Annotated in this window: 14 protein-coding genes and 1 pseudogene; 9 read left to right on the top strand and 6 right to left on the bottom strand. The window is 64.4% G+C overall.

What is annotated here, in order from left to right; genetic code table 11:
* Positions 1 to 62: 62 nt before the first annotated feature.
* Positions 63 to 518: a dUTP diphosphatase gene (gene dut / locus IRZ56_RS09435; RefSeq protein WP_196144714.1), complete on the bottom strand. Its 456-nt coding sequence runs from the start codon at positions 516 to 518 to the stop codon at positions 63 to 65.
* A 5-nt stretch (positions 519 to 523) separates the two neighbouring features.
* Positions 524 to 1,735 carry a bifunctional phosphopantothenoylcysteine decarboxylase/phosphopantothenate--cysteine ligase CoaBC gene (coaBC, locus tag IRZ56_RS09430; RefSeq protein WP_196144713.1) on the bottom strand — a complete coding sequence of 404 codons (1,212 nt, stop codon included), beginning with the start codon at positions 1,733 to 1,735 and terminating at the stop codon, positions 524 to 526.
* A 125-nt stretch (positions 1,736 to 1,860) separates the two neighbouring features.
* On the opposite strand from coaBC, the gene radC (IRZ56_RS09425) reads away from it, so the two are divergent.
* Positions 1,861 to 2,541, top strand: a complete 681-nt coding sequence (gene radC, locus IRZ56_RS09425) for a RadC family protein (protein ID WP_196144712.1) — start codon at positions 1,861 to 1,863, stop codon at positions 2,539 to 2,541.
* Between the two features lie 143 nt (positions 2,542 to 2,684).
* On the opposite strand, the gene IRZ56_RS09420 is transcribed toward radC (IRZ56_RS09425), so the two are convergent.
* Complete coding sequence (locus tag IRZ56_RS09420) at positions 2,685 to 4,274, bottom strand: ABC transporter substrate-binding protein (protein WP_196144711.1); 1,590 nt, start codon at positions 4,272 to 4,274, stop codon at positions 2,685 to 2,687.
* Between the two features lie 365 nt (positions 4,275 to 4,639).
* Between IRZ56_RS09420 and rpmB the strand changes: the two genes are divergently transcribed.
* From rpmB to IRZ56_RS09400, 4 genes are all read left to right on the top strand, one after another.
* The gene (gene rpmB / locus IRZ56_RS09415) at positions 4,640 to 4,876 is read left to right on the top strand and encodes a 50S ribosomal protein L28 (RefSeq protein ID WP_043212989.1); all 237 of its coding nucleotides are present in this window, start codon (positions 4,640 to 4,642) and stop codon (positions 4,874 to 4,876) included.
* An 11-nt stretch (positions 4,877 to 4,887) separates the two neighbouring features.
* Positions 4,888 to 5,043, top strand: coding sequence for a 50S ribosomal protein L33 (rpmG, locus tag IRZ56_RS09410; protein ID WP_003253507.1), 156 nt, complete (start codon positions 4,888 to 4,890; stop codon positions 5,041 to 5,043).
* A 227-nt stretch (positions 5,044 to 5,270) separates the two neighbouring features.
* Positions 5,271 to 6,470 carry a tyrosine-type recombinase/integrase gene (locus tag IRZ56_RS09405; RefSeq protein WP_196144710.1) on the top strand — a complete coding sequence of 400 codons (1,200 nt, stop codon included), beginning with the start codon at positions 5,271 to 5,273 and terminating at the stop codon, positions 6,468 to 6,470.
* Positions 6,467 to 7,573 (top strand): PDDEXK nuclease domain-containing protein, encoded by a 1,107-nt coding sequence (locus IRZ56_RS09400; protein WP_196144709.1) that lies wholly within the window; start codon positions 6,467 to 6,469, stop codon positions 7,571 to 7,573. The genes IRZ56_RS09405 and IRZ56_RS09400 overlap by 4 nt, the downstream gene beginning before the upstream one ends.
* 23 nt (positions 7,574 to 7,596) lie before the next feature.
* On the opposite strand, the gene IRZ56_RS09395 is transcribed toward IRZ56_RS09400, so the two are convergent.
* On the bottom strand, positions 7,597 to 8,295 hold the full coding sequence (locus IRZ56_RS09395; protein ID WP_196144708.1) for a helix-turn-helix domain-containing protein: 699 nt from the start codon (positions 8,293 to 8,295) through the stop codon (positions 7,597 to 7,599).
* 467 nt (positions 8,296 to 8,762) lie between these two features.
* Here IRZ56_RS09395 and radC (IRZ56_RS09390) point away from each other — a divergent pair, with 467 nt between their 5' ends.
* From radC (IRZ56_RS09390) to IRZ56_RS09380, 3 genes are all read left to right on the top strand, one after another.
* Positions 8,763 to 9,269 (top strand): RadC family protein, encoded by a 507-nt coding sequence (radC, locus tag IRZ56_RS09390; RefSeq protein ID WP_196144707.1) that lies wholly within the window; start codon positions 8,763 to 8,765, stop codon positions 9,267 to 9,269.
* Between the two features lie 273 nt (positions 9,270 to 9,542).
* Complete coding sequence (locus IRZ56_RS09385) at positions 9,543 to 9,938, top strand: ATPase (protein WP_196144706.1); 396 nt, start codon at positions 9,543 to 9,545, stop codon at positions 9,936 to 9,938.
* 560 nt (positions 9,939 to 10,498) lie between these two features.
* Positions 10,499 to 12,559, top strand: coding sequence for a ParB/RepB/Spo0J family partition protein (locus IRZ56_RS09380; RefSeq protein WP_196144705.1), 2,061 nt, complete (start codon positions 10,499 to 10,501; stop codon positions 12,557 to 12,559).
* A 141-nt stretch (positions 12,560 to 12,700) separates the two neighbouring features.
* Here IRZ56_RS09380 and IRZ56_RS09375 read toward each other — a convergent pair.
* A pseudogene (locus tag IRZ56_RS09375) lies at positions 12,701 to 13,218 on the bottom strand (GNAT family N-acetyltransferase).
* Positions 13,219 to 14,019: 801 nt separating this feature from the next.
* On the opposite strand from IRZ56_RS09375, the gene IRZ56_RS09370 reads away from it, so the two are divergent.
* The gene (locus IRZ56_RS09370) at positions 14,020 to 14,334 is read left to right on the top strand and encodes a DUF736 domain-containing protein (protein ID WP_196144704.1); all 315 of its coding nucleotides are present in this window, start codon (positions 14,020 to 14,022) and stop codon (positions 14,332 to 14,334) included.
* 63 nt (positions 14,335 to 14,397) lie between these two features.
* On the opposite strand, the gene IRZ56_RS09365 is transcribed toward IRZ56_RS09370, so the two are convergent.
* Positions 14,398 to 15,510: a toll/interleukin-1 receptor domain-containing protein gene (locus IRZ56_RS09365; RefSeq protein WP_196144703.1), complete on the bottom strand. Its 1,113-nt coding sequence runs from the start codon at positions 15,508 to 15,510 to the stop codon at positions 14,398 to 14,400.
* Positions 15,511 to 15,517: the final 7 nt, after the last annotated feature.

Here is a 15,517-nt window from a genome sequence, read left to right as displayed (position 1 = left end):
CGCTTGGACGGTGCATTTGCCAGAGAGTTCGCCATCCATGGCCCAACGGTCGGTCTATCGGCTCAGTGGCTACCGGAATGGCCGAAGCCGCCAGCGCCGCGCTGGCTCTCGTCGAACGATTCGACGATGTCGAAATGCGCCTGCACCACCGGCACCAGCACCAGCTGGGCGATACGCTCGCCGATGGCGATGGTGAACGGCGTCTGGCCGCGGTTCCAGCAGGAGACCATCAGCTCGCCCTGGTAGTCCGAGTCGATCAGGCCGACCAGGTTGCCCAGCACGATGCCATGCTTGTGGCCCAGGCCCGAACGCGGAAGGATCAGGGCGGCCAGGCCCGGGTCGCCGATGTAGACCGACAGGCCGGTGGGAATCAGCAGGGTCTGGCCCGGCTCCAGGACGGTGTCTTCCTTGAGCATGGCGCGCAGGTCCAGGCCGGCGGAGCCGGGCGTGGCGTACTGCGGCAGCGGGAATTCGTTGCCCAGGCGAGGGTCGAGGATCTTGGCTTGAAGAGCGTGCATGTAACTTATTGAACCTGGTTGAGCCGTTCGGCGATGAAGGCGACCAGCTGGCGGGCGATCTTGCCCTTGCTGGTCTGCGCGAAGAGGGTCTGGTGCTGCTGCCGGTCGATCACGGTCAGGGCGTTTTCCTCGCTGTTGAAGCCGATGCTGGGGTTGGCCACATCATTGGCGACGATCAGGTCGAGGTTCTTGTCCTTGAGCTTGCGCGTGGCGTAATCGAGCAAGTGTTCGGTCTCGGCGGCGAAGCCGACGCTGAACGGGCGGTCGGTACGGCCGGCGATAGTCGCAAGGATATCCGGATTGCGCACCATCTGCAGCAGCATGCCGTCACCGGTCGTAGGATCTTTCTTGAGCTTTTGCGGGGCGACGACTTCCGGGCGGTAGTCCGCGACCGCAGCCGAGGCGATGAACAGGTCGCACGGCATGGCCGCCTCGCACGCCGCGAGCATGTCCCGCGCGCTGACCACGTCGATCCGGTTGACCCGGTCGGGGGTCGGCAGGTGTACAGGGCCGGTGACGAGGGTCACCCGAGCCCCGGCTTCGGCGGCCGCCTCGGCCAGGGCGAAGCCCATCTTCCCGGAGCTATGATTGGTGATGTAGCGCACCGGGTCGATGTTTTCCTGGGTGGGGCCGGCGGTGATCAGTACATGCTTGCCGGTCAGTGCCTGGCGCTTGAAGCTCTCGGCGGCGCACCAGGCAAGGTCCGTGGCCTCGAGCATGCGACCCAGGCCCACGTCGCCGCAGGCCTGGCTGCCGGAGGCGGGGCCGAACACCTGGATACCGCGGCTTTTGAGCAGGTCGAGGTTGGCCTGGGTGGCCGGGTCGCGCCACATGGCCTGGTTCATCGCCGGGGCGACGGCCACGGTGGCATCGGTAGCCAGCACCAGGGTGGTCAGCAGGTCGTCGGCCATGCCTTGGGCCAGGCGTGCCATGAGGTCGGCCGTGGCTGGGGCGATCAATACCAGGTCGGCCCACTTGGCCAGTTCGATGTGCCCCATGGCCGCTTCGGCCGCAGGGTCGAGCAGATCCATGTGCACCGGGTGGCCGGACAGCGCCTGCAGGGTCAGCGGGGTGATGAACTCGGCACCACCCCGGGTCATGACGACGCGCACCTGCGCGCCGTGTTCCAGGAGTCGGCGAATCAGCTCGGCGCTCTTGTAGGCGGCGATGCCGCCACCCACGCCGAGAACGATGCGCTTGCGATACAGCCGCTGCATAGGCTTGCCTTTTTCCAGTGAAAGCGGGCGGCGACGACAACTGCCTGCGGCAGAACGTCGCATCTACGGAGCGGGATAGATTAACACAGGGCCGAAACGGGCCGCAGTAGCACGCAAGGAGGGGTATGAACATCAGGGAGTGGCCGGCGGACGAACGGCCGCGGGAGAAACTGTTGCAGCGCGGTGCCGCCGTGCTATCCGATGCCGAGCTGCTTGCAGTGTTGCTGGGGTCCGGGGTCGCAGGGCGCAATGTATTGGACCTGGCGCGTGGCCTATTGGTCCGTTTTGGCGGCCTCAGGCCGTTTCTGGAGGCTGATCGAGCGGCCATTCTCGGCGAGCCTGGCCTGGGCCCGGTGAGGTACGCGCAATTGCAGGCCTTGTTGGAGATTGGCCGGCGTTATCTGGATGAGTCCATCGAGCGTGAGCCGGCCCTGGAGAGTCCGGCGACTGTGCGGCGCTACCTGAAATCCATGCTGCGCCATGAGGCCAGCGAGGTATTCGGTTGCCTGTTTCTGGATACCAAGCACAGGCCGATTGCGTTCGAGGTCCTGTTTCGCGGCACGATCGACAGGGCGAGCGTCTACCCCCGGGAAGTGGTGCGCCGCGCATTGCGGCACAATGCGGCGGCGTTGATCTTGTGCCACAACCATCCTTCGGGCAACAGCGAGCCGAGCCAGGATGACGTGCACCTGACGGCTTCGCTGAAGCGGGGGCTGGCGTTGATCGATGTGCAGGTGCTGGATCACATCATCATTGGCGACGGGGAGCCGCTGTCGATGCTGGAGCAGGGGTGGCTCGTAACCTAGCTATCCCCAGGCCTTCACCATCTTGTAGGAGCGGCCTTGTGCCGCGAAAGGGCTGCGCAGCAGCCCCTTGCCTCGTGGTGGGCAGTAGAGCCCAGGGGGCGCGTTGCGGTCCTTTCGCGGCGCAAGGCCGCTCCTACAGGGCTTTAGCGATTGACGGAGACCTTGCTCAAATCCAGCCGTCCGAACGGGCTCACTTGATAACCCTCCACACCCTGGCGCAGCAAGGTCGCCGCAGTCGGATGGGCCAGCGGCAGCCATAGGGCCTGCTGGTGGATCAGCGTCTGGGCCTGCTGGTACAGGCGGCTGCGCACGCTCTGGTCGTTGGTGGTGCGTCCGGCGCTGATCAACTGGTCCAGGCGGTTGTCGCAAAAACGCGCGAAGTTGGTTCCCGACTTCACCGCCGCGCAGGAAAACTGCGGGCTGAGGAAGTTGTCCGGGTCGCCATTGTCACCCGCCCAGCCCATGAACAGCAGGTCATGCTCGCCAGCTTTGGCGCGGCGGATCAGCTCGCCCCACTCGATGACGCGGATCTCGGCCTTGATACCGATCTTCGCAAGGTCTGCCTGGAGCATCTGTGCGCCCAGGCTCGGGTTTGGGTTGAGCAGGCTGCCCGAAGGGCGGGTCCAGATCGTCGTGGCGAAGCCGTCCGCCAACCCAGCCTTGGCCAGCAGGGCCTTGGCTTTTTTCAGGTCGAGGGCGTAGCCGGGCAAGTCCTTGGCGTAGCTCCAGGTGTTGGGTGGGTAGGGACCGTTGGCCGCAGTGGCGGTGCCCTCGAACACTGCCTTGAGGTAGGCGGGCTTGTCGAAGGCGAGGTTGATCGCCTGGCGTACCTCGGGCTTGTCGAGTGGCGGATGCTGGCTGTTGAGGGCGACGAAGGCAGTCATGAAGGCCGGGGTCGAGGCCACCTTGAGGCTGCCGTCCTTGCCGGCTTCGGCGATATCCAGCGGCTTGGGCGACAGCGCCACCTGGCATTCGCCACGCTTGAGCTTCTGCAGGCGCACGTTGGCGTCCGGCGTGATGGCGTAGATCAGCGGGTCGATGGCCGGCTTGCCGGCGAAGTAGTCGGGGTTGGCGCGGTAGCGCACCACGGCGTCCTTCTGGAAACGCTGGAACACGAACGGCCCGGTGCCCACTGGTTGGCTGTTGAGCTTCTCCGGCGTGCCGGCCTTGAGCAACTTGTCGGCGTACTCGGCGGAGTAGATCGAGGCGAAGCCCATGCTCAGGGTGGCCAGGAAGGTGGCGTCCGGGTGGGTCAGGGTGAAGCGTACGGTGTGCGGCTCCGGCGCCTCGATCAGCTTGATCAGGTTGCCCAGCTGCAGCGACTGGGCATGCGGGTAGCCGCCCGGGGCCGTCTTGTGCCAGGCATGAGCGGGGTAGAGCATGCGTTGGAAGCTGAACAGCACGTCGTCGGCATCTAGCTTGCGGCTGGGCTTGAACCCGCTCGTGGAATGGAACTTCACGCCGCTGCGTAGCTTGAAGTCATAGACCGTGCCGTCATCGGACACTGTCCAGCTTTCGGCCAGGCTGGGCACCACCTTGCCCTGGCTGGCGTCGAACTCCACCAGGCGGTTCATCAGCACATCCGCCGAGGCATTGGTAGTGGTCAACGAGTTGTACTGGACCACGTCGAAACCTTCGGGGCTGGCCTCGGTACAGACGGCAAGCGGTGCTGCCTGGGCGAGGCCGACGGCGAACAGGGAAGTGAACAACAACGAAAGGGCGGCGGCACGCATGGTGGCTCCTTGGCTGGCCAGATGGCCCATTTGTCTATCTATGCAGTCGGAAACGTCCTACCCTAGTGTGCGCATCGTCAAATGACCACCCTCTTTTTCACTGGCACGGCGACGAGCGGTCGACAGCGCGCGGGGCTTGTCGCTATGCTGGCCGGGCGCGCTCGGCCCTATCAGGATATGTATCTTCTGTTGTTGTGGCCGAGTCTTTCTGGTATAAAGCAGCGCTCTTTTCTAGGGGCACGGTCTGTCGCGCAAGCGGATCCGGTCGATAAGACCCCCGGAAACACGGCGCCTAGCGCCATAGACTGAGAGATTAAGCGGCCAACCCATGCCGGGTTGGGCATGTGGTTTTAGAGGGCTGAGGCATGTCGAGAGTCTGTCAAGTTACCGGTAAGGGTCCGGTAACCGGGAACAACATTTCCCACGCAAACAACAAAACCCGTCGTCGTTTCCTGCCGAACCTGCAGCACCACCGTTTCTGGGTTGAATCCGAGAAGCGTTTCGTGCGTCTGCGCGTTTCCGCCAAGGGCATGCGTATCATCGACAAGCGCGGTATCGATGCCGTCCTGGCCGACATCCGTCGCGCTGGCGCCAAGGTTTAAGGGAGAACATCATGCGTGAATTGATCCGTCTGGTTTCGAGTGCCGGTACCGGCCACTTCTACACCACCGACAAGAACAAGCGCACCACTCCGGACAAGATCGAGATCAAGAAATACGATCCGGTCGTCCGCAAGCACGTGGTGTACAAGGAAGCCAAGATCAAGTAATTGATCGGCGACCTGAAAAAACCCGCTTCCGTGAGGAAGCGGGTTTTTTTATTTCAGCATGACTCCAGCACCGAACTTCGCTGGACTACGCCACAGCTCGTTGTGGCAGGTTTATCAAGAACTTACGTGAGTTCATCCTATGCCGGTGCTTTCCGAAACTTGACCCGGCTTCCGACCGCTTGGCTCCCAAGAGGCACTTGGAAACGGGTCTTTCCAAGGAGTCAGCTATGGCCAAGATCAAACTCACCAAGTCCGCAGTCGATGCGGCACAACCCCAGGCGCAGCCCATCGAGCTGCGCGACACCCTCGTTCCCGGCTTCCTGTGCAAGATCACGCCGGCCGGCCGCAAGGTGTTCATGCTCCAGTACCGGACGAACGCCGGCGAGCGTCGCAAGCCCGCGCTGGGCCAGTACGGCGAACTGACCGTCGAACAGGCCCGTTCGCTGGCGCAGGAATGGCTGGCCCAGGTGCGCCGGGGCGGCGATCCGGCAGCGGACAAGGCCGAAGCGCGCAAGGCGCCGACGGTCAAGGAACTGTGCGTGAAGTTCATGGAGGACTACTCCAAACAGCGCAACAAACCCAGCACACAGAAAGGCTACCAGAGCGTCATCGACCGCAACATCATCCCGATGATCGGCCGCCTGAAAGTCCGGGACGTGAAGCGCCCGGACATCGCCGGGATGATGAAGAAGATGGCGCACAAGCCAGCCGACGCCAACCGCACGTTCGGCGTCATGCGTCGGATGTTCAACCTGGCCGAAGTGTGGGGCTACCGTTCCGACGGCACGAACCCATGCCGCCATGTCCCGATGTATCCCAACGGCAAAGCCACCCACCTCATCAGCGACGAGGATATGGGGCGAATCTTCCGCCAACTCGACAAGCTGGAGGCGGAGGGGCTGGAGAACTACGTCATTCCCCTGGCGATCCGCTTGCAGTTCGAGTTCGCCGGCCGCCGCTCCGAAATCGTCGGCCTGCAATGGGATTGGGTCGATCTGGAGAACCGGCGGGTGGTCTGGCCTGACAGCAAGACCGGCGGTATGTCCAAGCCCTTGAGCGAGGAAGCCCACCGGCTGCTCTCGACGGCACCTCGGCAGGAAGGTTGCCCCCACGTCCTGCCGTCACCGAGCCATCCAGGGCAGCACCTGACCACGGGCGAGTATTACAACGGCTGGAGCCGCGTCCTCAAGGCGGCGGGTGCGACGCATGTGGGGACGCACGGCATTCGCCACCGCTCGGCCACCGACATTGCCAACTCCGGTATCCCGGTCAAGGTCGGCATGGCGCTCACCGCGCACAAGACCGTGGCGATGTTCATGCGCTACGTCCACACCGAGGATGACCCGGTGCGTCAGGCGGCCGAGCTGGTGGCGAACCGGCGCAAGACCATCACCGGGGGACGGCGTGCCGAGGAGGTAGCGGCATGAGCAAGAAGACGCTTCCGGCGGCGGGGAAAAGCCCCGCCGCCTTGCCGGCCGGTTATGCCGGCATCCACGGCGGTATCGTCGAATTGCTCGACGCTGCACGCCAGGCGGCGGCCCGCAGCGTCAATGCGCTGATGACGGCCAGCTATTGGGAAATCGGCCGCCGCATCGTGGAGGCCGAACAACAGGGCAAGCGGCGTGCGGGCTACGGCGAGCAGTTGATTGCCCGGCTGTCCGCCGACCTGACCGCGCGCTTCGGGCGCGGGTTCAGCCCGGATAATCTGGAGAACATGCGGCGTTTCTTCGCCGCGTACCCTCGGCCCGTGATTTCCGAGACAGTGTCTCGGAAATTGGCCCTCTCGGAACTGGCACAGGTGTTCACGCTGCCGTGGTCGGCCTACGTCCGGCTGCTGTCGGTCAAGGACGACCACGCCCGCCGCTTCTACGAAGCCGAAGCCCTGCGCGGCGGGTGGAGCGTGCGCCAGCTCGACCGGCAGATCGGCAGCCAGTTCTACGAGCGCACCGCGCTGTCCAAGGACAAGGCGGCGATGCTGGCCAAGGGCGCGGTGCCCAAGCCAGCGGATGTGGTCACACCCGACGACGCGATCAAAGACCCCTATGTACTGGAGTTTCTGGACCTCAAGGACGAGTATTCGGAGTCCGATCTTGAGCAAGCCTTGATCCGGCGGCTGGAGGATTTTCTACTGGAACTGGGCGAAGGGTTCACCTTCGTGGGGCGGCAGCGCCGGTTGCGCATCGACCAGACCTGGTATCGGGTGGACCTGCTGTTCTTCCATCGCAAGCTGCGCTGCCTGGTCATCATCGACTTGAAGCTGGGCAGCCTGACCCACGCGGACGTGGGCCAGATGCACATGTACTGCAACTATGCCAAGGAGCACTGGGCGTACCCCGATGAGAATCCGCCCGTGGGCCTGATCCTCTGCGCCGACAAGGGCCACGCGCTGGCACGGTACGCCCTGGAGGGCTTGCCCACCAAGATCATGGCGGCCAACTACCGAACCGTGCTGCCGGATGCCGAATTGCTGCAACAAGAGCTTGAGCGCACGCGGCTCATACTGGAGTCTCGCGGCAAGACTCGCCCTTGAGCATGAGCGTTGAAGTTCTTGCCCTACAGACGGATGCCGCCGGACTTCGGCGTTGCGAATTGCTCGGGTTCTTCGCCGAGCGGGAAGCCGACCACGTACAGCACCGTGACGGGCATCGGCTTGGTGCCCGCTGCATCTGAGCCCCACGTCACCTGCACCTTGCGCGTGGCGTAGCGCAGCGAGACACCAAGCGCCTTGAGCGCGTCGATGTGGAACTGCATTTCGTCGTACACATCGAACTTCTGCGTTTCGCTGTAGGCATCGGCGCAGTCCCGGTAATCCCGAAGGTAGTCCACCAGCATGGCGAATGTTTCGTCTGCCTCGCGGGTCAGCTCGAAAGCCGGTTCTGACAAGTCCATCGAGCAGGTTTCCGCCAGCTTGGCCAACTGCTTGCCCGTGGTCAGCGGAATTGCTGTCAGGGTGACGTGCTCCCGGTCGAACTTTTCCTTTGCCGCTTTGGCTTCTTCCTCGGACGGAATGGCGAACGGCTTGTTGAGCGCGTCTATGTCCTCGAAATCGAAGGCTCGGGCAAGAGCGCGGCGGGTATCGAGACTGGCAGACAAGCCTTGTTCGACTCGCTGGATCGTTCGCACGTTGAGGCCGGAAATCGCGGCCAACTGCTCCTGCGACCATTGGCGCATTTCGCGGAACAACTTGATGAACGCGGCCAGTTCAGTGGGCGTCAGCAGGCGGGGTTGTTGGGCATGTTCTGTAGCGTTCATGGGTGGCTCCATCGTTTTCAGCAGACGTGACGAAGTATGGGGAGCCAGGAACAAGGACAACACGACAGCAACCCGACAGCCGGCCGACAGACAACTATAAATGCCGCATGGGGTTCACTCCACAGGGATATTCAGGGGGTGAATCCGTGCGTCCCGGCGTGCCGCCGTCGGGCTCGCGGGCTGCGCCCCGCGCTTCGTGCCGAATCGCGGCCATCCGGCTTTGATCCCTGACGCCTTCGGCCCTTGAGGGCCTGCGCGCTCCGCTTGCCGAAAGCCGGGTGTGTGCAGTGGGCGGGGTGTGGGCGGTCTTGCTTTTCCCTTCACCGTATCACGGCGTTCTCGCCGTCAAGGGCTGCGCGTGCCTTGCACGCTGGCGGCCGTGGCCGTCTTCGACCCTGTGACGGCTTGCGCTGCGCCGTGCTGGCGCCGGTTCCGGGCAATTCCGCCCGAGCAACCGGAGCACGATCATGTCGCAACTTTCTATTGCTTTCGATTCCTCGCTGCTGGTGCGTGACGACCAGGGGCGCTACATGCAGGCCACCGCTGACCAGATCCTGGAGGCGGCCCGCCAGATCATCGACCAGAAGATCCCGCGCGGTGCGCTGTTCACGTCGCCGGAGCTGGTCAAGGACTACCTGCGCACCAAGCTGGCCGGCTTCGAGCACGAAGTCTTCGCGGCGCTGTTCCTCGACACCAAGCATCGGCTGATCGAGTACATCGAGCTGTTTCGCGGCACCATCGACAGTGCGTCGGTGTATCCGCGCGAAGTGGTCAAGGAAGCGCTGCGGGTCAACGCGGCGGCGGTGATCTTCTCGCACAACCACCCGAGCGGGAATCCCGAGCCGAGCCAGGCCGACAAGCTGCTCACCCAGCGGCTCCGAGAGGCGCTGGCTGTCGTGGAGATTCGCGCGCTGGATCACATCGTCGTCGGCAGCGAGGGCACCGTGTCCTTCGCCGAACGGGGCCTGCTGTGATCGAGGGGCTTCGGCCCCTTTTTGCTGCGCCCTGCGTCGAACTCTCCGGCCCTGCGGGCCTGCGCGCTACGCTTGCCTGTCCGTGCCTTCGTTGGAAGTGGGAAGGCGGTCTTGCTGTTCCCTTCACCGTACCACGGCGTTCTCGCCGTCAAGGGCGGCGCGCGCCTTGCGCGCTGGCGTCCTGGCGGCCGTCTGCGACCCCTGACTGCTTGCGCTGCGCCGTGCTGGCCACGGTTCCGGGCAATTCCGCCCGAGTAACCGGAGATCGTCATCATGAACGACAAATCGCATGTTTCCATGGAACGCCGCGTCTGTCTGGTCTGCGGCACCGCTTACGACACCGGCAGCATCCTGCTCGACAAGCGCCTGCGCGCGAGCATGGAGCGCTACACGACGACAGGCTGGGGCCTGTGCGCCGAACACCAGAAGCTGTCCGATGACGGCTTTGTCGCCCTGGTCGAATACGACCCCGAGCGCAGCGGCTCGCCGGCTGGCGGCGGCCGCGTGAAACCGGAACAGGCTTACCGGACGGGCCGGCTGGCGCACCTGAAGCGCAAGGTGTTCACCGAGCTGTTCAACGTGCCGATTGCGGCCGAGCAGCCGTGCGTGTTCGTCGAACCCGGCGTGATCGAACAGTTGCAGGCGATGGTGTCGCCGGCGGCGAGCTGATCGCACGGCCAACATCCGGTGCGTCACCCTGCGGGGCGGCGCACTTTTTTTCTGCTGCGCCTGGTGTCGAGTCCTTCGGCCCTGCGGGCCTGCGCGCTGTGCTTGCACTCCAGGGGAACGGCTTGCAGCCGATCCCCGCCGCGCTTCGCTTGGCGCCCCTGACAGCCACCGAACAGGTTACACCTGATCGGCCTTCGCGCCTGTGGCGCTGCGCGCTTCGCTTGCGTGGGGGCGGCGCCATCTGCGGCCGTTGCCAACCACCGCCGTCTTCCCTCGCTCATCACCTCATCCGCGACTGTAGCCCGCGCCCGTGTGCCGTCAAGGCGCGCCGGGCCGTGTCCTCGCTGCGCTGCGGGCCGCACCAACCCGGCGCTTGTATCCTTGACCGCCCACGTCCACGCGCTCCTGACCGTCGCGGGCGATGAACTCAGGAAAGACGGTGGCAACGAGGCCGGCCCAGGTCTCCGCGCCGACCCCACCGGAAAGCCGAAAGGCGGGCTCCGAATCTAGGAATCCGGTGTGCGGTTTCAACAGCAAATCTTTTTGTCAGGAGTAACACCATGAACGCGATTACCCAACCCGAAACCCTCGCCATCCACACCGCCAGCGCGCTGGAAGTGGCCGACCCGGCCAAGAACCTGATTCTTGTCCCGCTGTCGCAGTTGCTGCCGCGCCAGTCCAAGCGCAACGTGCGCAAGGCCCCGCGCATGTCCATCCCGGAACTGGCCGCAAGCGTCGCGCGTGTCGGCCTGCTGCAAAACCTTGTCGTCATCCTCGCCGCCGATGGCGAGCATTACGAAGTCGTCGCCGGAGGCCGCAGGCTGGCCGCGTTGAAGCTGCTGGCGAAGAAGAAGCGCATCGCCAAGGACTGGAAGGTGCCGTGCCTGCTGGTGGCGGATGGCAGCGCCCGCACCGCGAGCCTCACCGAGAACGTGCAGCGCGAGACCATGCACCCCGCCGACCAGTTCGAGGCGTTCGCCGCGCTGGTCGCCGAAGGCCGCCCCATCGAGGACATTGCCGCCGATTTCAGCGTCACCCCACTGGTGGTGCAGCGCCGCCTGAAACTCGCCAACGTCTCGCCGCGCCTGATGACCGACTACCGCGCCGGTACCGTCACGCTGGAACAGTTGATGGCCCTTGCCATCACCGACGACCATGCCGCGCAGGAAGCCGCGTTCTACGGCGCGCCGCAGTGGCAGCGCAGCCCGTCCGCGCTGCGCGAGCACCTGACCGAACGCGAAATCGACGCGCAGCACCCGCTGGCCCGTTTCGCCGGGCTGGACGCCTACACGGCGGCAGGCGGCAGCACCCGCCGCGACCTGTTCGCCGAGGACGACAGCGGCATCTACCTGAACGACGCCGCGCTGCTGGAACGGCTGGTGCGCGACAAGCTGGACGCGCAGGCCGGAGACGTGCGCGCCGAGGGCTGGGCATGGGTGGAGGCCGTGTCGCACCTGAGCCACGCCGACCGGCAGGCGTTCCAGAACGCCCCGCGTCAGCGGCGCGAGCCGAACGCCCGCGAGGCCAAGCGCATCGCCTCACTGCAAGCGCGCATCGACAAGGCCGACGCCGCGCTGGAAGACGCCTACGAAGCCGAGGACGAGGACAAGGCCGAAGCCCTGCACGAACAGCGCGAACGGCTGGCGGACGAACTGGACACCGTGCAGGCCGGTTTGCTGCGCTACGCCCCGGACGTGCTCGCGGTAGCCGGTGCCATCGTCACCATCGACCGCGACGGCGAGGCCGTGATTCATCGCGGCCTGCTGCGCGAGGCCGAGGCCAAGGCCCTGCGCACGCTGGAAAAGCTGCGCCAAGGCTTCACCGGCGCGGAAGGCGCGCACGACGACGAAGGCGAGGACGCCGAGCCGCCCCAAGCCGCCAACCTGTCCGACCGGCTGGCGCAGCGCCTGAGCGCGCACCGCACCGCCGCGCTGCAAATCGAAGTCGCCCGGCATCCGCAGGTGGCGCTGGCCGCGCTGGTGCATGGCATGGTACAGAGCGTCTTGCAGGACAGCCGCCACGGCCACGACCTGCCGCTGGGCGTGAGCCTGAAAGTGCAAAACCGGCTGGAAGGCATGGCCCCGGACTGGCCGGAGTCGTCCGCCGCCGTCGCCCTGCGCGAACTGCAACAGGCATGGGGCGAACGGCTGCCGCAGGACGGCGCCGAACTGTTCGCCGCGCTGCTGGCGATGGAGCAAGGCGAGCTGGTGCGGCTGCTGGCCGTGTGCGTGGCCGCCAGCGTGGACGTGGTAACGCCCCGCGCCACACCGCACCAGCCCGGCACGGAACTGGCGCGAGCGGTCGGGCTGGACATGGCCGCATGGTGGCAGCCGAGCGCTGAAGGCTACTTCAACCACATTCCCAAGGCTGGGATTCTGGATGCCGTGCATCAGTTCGCACCGTCGCACGTCACCCGGCTGGCCAAGCTCAAGAAGGCCGACATTGCCAGCGAGGCCGAGCGGCTGGCCAATGGCACCGGCTGGATGCCCGCCGTGCTCAAGGCCGAGGACGAGGCCGTGCAGGCAAGCGAGCAGGAAGCAGCGCAGGAAACCGACGCAGAGGCCGAAGCCGAAGCGGAGGAAGTGGAGGAAGTGGAGGAAGCGGAAACGCTGGCGGCATGAGGTAGCCACGCGAAGCATGGCCCCGGCGCAGACCGCGCCGGGGCCTTTTGCCGTGCTGGCAAAAACCGGGCACGGCGGTGCCCGCCGCGCCCGGCTTCAACGGCCAGGGCCAAACCGCCACGCCGCCTCCTTCGCCGTGGCTCACGCGGCGGCGTTGAAGGCATCGCTGTAGTGCGCGATGCCTTCCGGCAACGGCCCATGCAGGGCCAGCGCCATGAAATAGTCGGGCGGTACGCCCGGCAGTTGCAGGCCCGCATGGGCCTGAAAGCCAAAGCGCCCGTAGTACGCGGGATCTCCCAACAGCACGCAACCTGCGGCCCGCATGGCGCGCAGTTCGGACAACGCCTGTTCCATCAGGCGCGAACCGATGCCTTGCCCCTGCCGTTGCGGCAGGACGGAGATCGGCCCCAGTCCATACCAGTCCTCGGCCTGCGGGTGGTGGCCATCGGTGATCGTGACGGGGACAGCGCGACGTGGCCGACGACCTGCCCATGTTCCTCGGCCACGATGGAAAGCGTCAGTTCATTGGCTGCGCGCAAGGCACGCACGATGAATTGCTCGGTGTGACTGGTGTGTGGTGCATCGGCGAAGGCCGCAACCGTGACGGCCTCGATGGCGGCAATGTCGTCCGGGGTTTCGTGTCGGAGCTGGAGGGGCATGGGCTGGTCTTCGATGGCTTCCTGAAAATATAGAACGGCCTGGGCGTGTCGGCGCATAGCGCCGCCGGGCTTTCGGGCTGCGCCCCGTGCCGACTTCGCTGTCACGGCCATTCGGCTTCAATCCCTCACGCCTTCGCGCCTGCGCTTGCCTCCAGGGGAAAGCCCTGCGGGCTATCCCCGCCGCGCACCGCTTGGCGCCCCTCGATGCAGCCGAACCGGCTACGCCGGATCGGCCCGACCGGCACCCCGCCGCAACGGACAGGGCGCTGGCGAACACGCCGGAGCTTGCTGCGGCAGGTTGTGCAGAAGCGTGCCGTCCTCAACGCTGGCGGTTCTTGCCCATCACGTCACGAAGGACGGTTCACGGACAACCCGCCCGGCATCGCTATGGAGCTTCCACACCACGCCTCAAGACCGGCACCGCAAGGTACGGCTGAGGTGTTCCCGCCAGTCGTCGGGGGGTTGACCTGGCCCGCGTCAGGGTGCGAACCGGAGCAGCCTTCGTGCGGGGATGCCGAGCCGGCCATAGCGCCTTTCGGAGCGGTTCGGCCCAAGGCGTCCTTGGTTTGTTGTGAATCCTGGCGGTGGCGCGGCTGCGCCTCGGGCTTTGTGACTGCAACCGTCCGGCGAAAACAATTTCCCCGCCGCTGCGCGGCTTCCTCGCGCAGCAAATTCTTCTCGCCTCTCGGTTCTCCACTGCGTTTCGACCGCAGGCGGTGCAGCCAGCCCGTCCCCCGCCGGCCGGATCACAACAAGGACGCGATGGGCGCGAACCTTGTTCAACCGAAAGGAGCAAACATCATGGCCAACATCGGCACCTTCACCGCAGAGAAAGACGGCTTCACCGGCTCGCTTCGCACCCTGACGCTCAACGTCAAGGTCAAGCTGGTTCCCAACGACAAGGGCAGCAGCGAGAACGCCCCCGACTTCCGCCTCCAGGCGGCCGGCCACGACATCGGCGCGGCGTGGAAGAAGACCAGCGAGGCCGGGCGGGACTACCTGTCCGTGACCCTCGACGATCCTTCGTTCCCGGCAACGGTCTATGCCCGGCTGATCGAAGGCGAAGACGGCACGCACGACCTGATCTGGTCGCGCAGCAAGCCACAGGCGGCCTGACAGTCGCCCCCATCGCCCCGCCCTTGCGGCGGGGCGCTTTCGCGTGCTCGGGCTCGCTTCCCGCTATTTGATCCTAAGCCGCCTCAGCAACTTGGCAAGCCCATCAGCATATTCCTCAGTGCTAGTGAAATCCGCGTAGAGCTTTCCCTGCAAAAACGCCGGAAGATCGCACTTCTCATACAGCAACGGTAGTACGACAACCTCGCCGCTAGTGATTTCTCGATTAATCGCGATATCGAGTTCTTTCTTGACCCAAGGCGCACCTATAGATTTTGCTGACAGCACAACGCCGATATATCGGGTTTCTTTCATTCCTTCTTCGATCTTGGCTGTAAGCGAGTCGCCAACATCAATCTCAGCCTCATCCACCCACACCCGAGGAACACCGTGTTCGAGCAAGTCTTTCCGCAATTGCCGAACGAATGGTTTATCCGCGCCAGTATGGCTGAGAAAGATACCGTGGTATTTCTCGTGACGAGGATCTTCCTTCTCTAATTCAACGGCATCTAGGATGAGTCTGTTGGCTGCGGCTTCCGATGAAGGTGGCGTGATGACCCAGCCGGTTGTCGCTCCTAACGCAAACCGCCCACCCAAGCTATAGCCTTCGGGCGTAGATGCGATTGATGAATAGCCCTCTTGGTCACTGTCTGCCAAACAGAAACTCCATCCTGTTGCAGCTAGGGACTCAAAATACCGCACGAAGGGGCTTTCTGGATCAATGCTCTTTATTCTGCGTCCCTTCTTGAGCTGGAGGCTACTCCGCTTGACCATTCGGGCCACCGTCGGTGCCGCATAGCCGTATGAGGTCTCCCGGTAGCCGAAGAAGTTCATTCGCTTTGGCTCGGAAAGGCACCATACGACCGTGGTTCCTCCTGCTATCGCTGCCTCAAGCTCATTTTCCCGATCCGTACTATCGAATAGCGAATCAAGGTCGTATGCATCCTTTTTACGCTTCAAGTCGCCAAGTTCAGTAGGGGAGTCGGAGAACTCACCTTCTTCTCCAAACAGAAAATGCGAATAGCTCTTTGGGTTTATGACGATAACGTCGTACTCATACAAGGCAAACGCGGCACGATCCTGATCAACTGATGGCCTGCACAAGCCAAGATTATCGAACTCAACGCCCTCAATAGGTGTGCCAGTGTACTTAAGGCCAACGGTAAGCACTCTTTTCATGGAAGTC

Source organism: Pseudomonas guariconensis (assembly GCF_015680235.1).
Taxonomy (GTDB): Bacteria; Pseudomonadota; Gammaproteobacteria; order Pseudomonadales; family Pseudomonadaceae; genus Aquipseudomonas; species Aquipseudomonas guariconensis_A.
This window is presented reverse-complemented; position numbering and strand designations above follow the sequence as displayed.

Coding starts and splice junctions, on each gene's coding strand:
- IRZ56_RS09400 (WP_196144709.1), top strand. CDS start 6,467: ATGAGCAAGAAGACGCTTCCGGCGGCGGGGAAAAGCCCCGCCGCCTTG.
- dut (WP_196144714.1), bottom strand. CDS start 518: ATGCACGCTCTTCAAGCCAAGATCCTCGACCCTCGCCTGGGCAACGAA.
- rpmB (WP_043212989.1), top strand. CDS start 4,640: ATGTCGAGAGTCTGTCAAGTTACCGGTAAGGGTCCGGTAACCGGGAAC.
- rpmG (WP_003253507.1), top strand. CDS start 4,888: ATGCGTGAATTGATCCGTCTGGTTTCGAGTGCCGGTACCGGCCACTTC.
- IRZ56_RS09385 (WP_196144706.1), top strand. CDS start 9,543: ATGAACGACAAATCGCATGTTTCCATGGAACGCCGCGTCTGTCTGGTC.
- IRZ56_RS09365 (WP_196144703.1), bottom strand. CDS start 15,510: ATGAAAAGAGTGCTTACCGTTGGCCTTAAGTACACTGGCACACCTATT.
- radC (WP_196144712.1), top strand. CDS start 1,861: ATGAACATCAGGGAGTGGCCGGCGGACGAACGGCCGCGGGAGAAACTG.
- IRZ56_RS09395 (WP_196144708.1), bottom strand. CDS start 8,295: ATGAACGCTACAGAACATGCCCAACAACCCCGCCTGCTGACGCCCACT.
- IRZ56_RS09380 (WP_196144705.1), top strand. CDS start 10,499: ATGAACGCGATTACCCAACCCGAAACCCTCGCCATCCACACCGCCAGC.
- radC (WP_196144707.1), top strand. CDS start 8,763: ATGTCGCAACTTTCTATTGCTTTCGATTCCTCGCTGCTGGTGCGTGAC.
- coaBC (WP_196144713.1), bottom strand. CDS start 1,735: ATGCAGCGGCTGTATCGCAAGCGCATCGTTCTCGGCGTGGGTGGCGGC.
- IRZ56_RS09420 (WP_196144711.1), bottom strand. CDS start 4,274: ATGCGTGCCGCCGCCCTTTCGTTGTTGTTCACTTCCCTGTTCGCCGTC.
- IRZ56_RS09405 (WP_196144710.1), top strand. CDS start 5,271: ATGGCCAAGATCAAACTCACCAAGTCCGCAGTCGATGCGGCACAACCC.
- IRZ56_RS09370 (WP_196144704.1), top strand. CDS start 14,020: ATGGCCAACATCGGCACCTTCACCGCAGAGAAAGACGGCTTCACCGGC.